Source organism: Dactylosporangium sp. NPDC051087 (assembly GCF_055586325.1).
Map to the genome: position 1 here is coordinate 1 of NZ_JBVJIJ010000095.1, position 1,332 is coordinate 1,332.

Annotated in this window: 1 protein-coding gene; it reads right to left on the reverse strand. The window is 68.8% G+C overall.

Going from position 1 to position 1,332, the window contains the following annotated elements; genetic code table 11:
* Window positions 1-30 precede the first annotated feature (30 nt).
* Window positions 31-1,256, reverse strand: a protein-coding gene (locus tag ACZ6TV_RS55210; protein WP_465309790.1) for an IS3 family transposase whose coding sequence is annotated in 2 segments (ribosomal slippage) — window positions 31-956 and window positions 956-1,256 — 1,227 coding nt in all. Because the reading frame shifts where the segments join, the coding sequence is not laid out codon by codon here.
* Between the last annotated feature and the right edge of the window lie 76 nt (window positions 1,257-1,332).

Sequence of the window (1,332 nt, forward strand, 5' to 3'; positions counted from 1 at the left end):
GGGCCTTCGCCCCTGATCTTGGACACGCGTTTATGCGGCTTGGGGCAGCGTAGCTGAGATGGTTTGGGTGGCTGTTTCGTAGGCGATTGGTGATCGGTGTCCGAGTCTGGAGTGGCGGCGGACGGTGTTGTAGCGGTGCAGCCATCGGAAGGTGGTGAGTCGGGCGTCGTGTTCGTCGGTGAAGGCTCTGCGGCCTTGCAGGGTTTCGCGTTTCAGTGAGGCGTTGAATGATTCGGCGGCGGCGTTGTCCGCTGAGCTGCCGACGGCGCTCATCGACTGTCGGACGCCGGCTGCGGTGCAGGCGGCGGCGAACGCCTTCGACGTGTATTGAGCTCCGTGATCGGTGTGCAGGACCGCTCCGTGCAGGCCGCCGAGGGTGGTTCGGGTGCGTTGGGCGGCGTGTAGGGCGTCCAGGACGAGGTCGGTGCGCATGTGCTCGGCGATCGCCCAGCCGGCGAGGCGGCGGGAGTGCAGGTCGATGACGGTGGCGAGGTAGAGGAACCCGCGGTCACCGACGGGTAGGTAGGTGATGTCACCGACGTAGCGCTGGTTGACCGCTTCGGCGGTGAAGTCCCGACCGATCAGGTCCGGTGCTTTCGCCGCGGCTGGGTCCGGGACGGTGGTGCGGTGCCGGCGACGCAGCCGCAGGCCTTGCAGGCCGATGGCGCGCATCACCCGGGCGACGCGCTTGTGGTTGACGTGCACGCCTCGGTCGCGCAGCTCGTCGGTGATCCGCGGGACGCCGTAGGTACCGTCGAAATCGGCGTGCACCGCCCGGATCCGCTGCGCCAGCCGTGTGTCCGCGGCCGCGCGGGCGGCGCGGGCCGGCGCGGACGCTTTCCAGTGGTAGAAGCTGGACCGGGCGATGCCCAGGACCCGGCACAACCGCTTCACGCCGTAGCGCTGCTGGTGGTCGGCGACGAACTGGAAGCGGGTCACCAGCGCGTCTCCCCGGCGAAATACCGGGCCGCCTTGCGCAGGATGTCGCGTTCCTCCTCCAACTCCCGCACCCGCCGCCGCAACGCCGCGTTCTCCGCCGCGGCGGCCTCGACCGGATCGTCCGCCGCCGGTCGGCCCGCCGGCCGCGTCGCGGGGGTCGTGCCGCGCTGCCGGTCATCGACCCGAATCCAGTTCCGCAGCGTCTCGGAGTTCACACCCAGATCCGCAGCGATCTGCGCGATCGTCACGCCCGGCCTCGACCGGTACAACGCCACCGCATCGGCCTTGAACTCCGGCGGGTAATGCTTCATAGCCATAGTCTTCCAGGACTCCCATCCACCCGAACCACTCAAGATCCAGGTTCCAGGTGTCCAAGATCAGGGGTCAACTCCC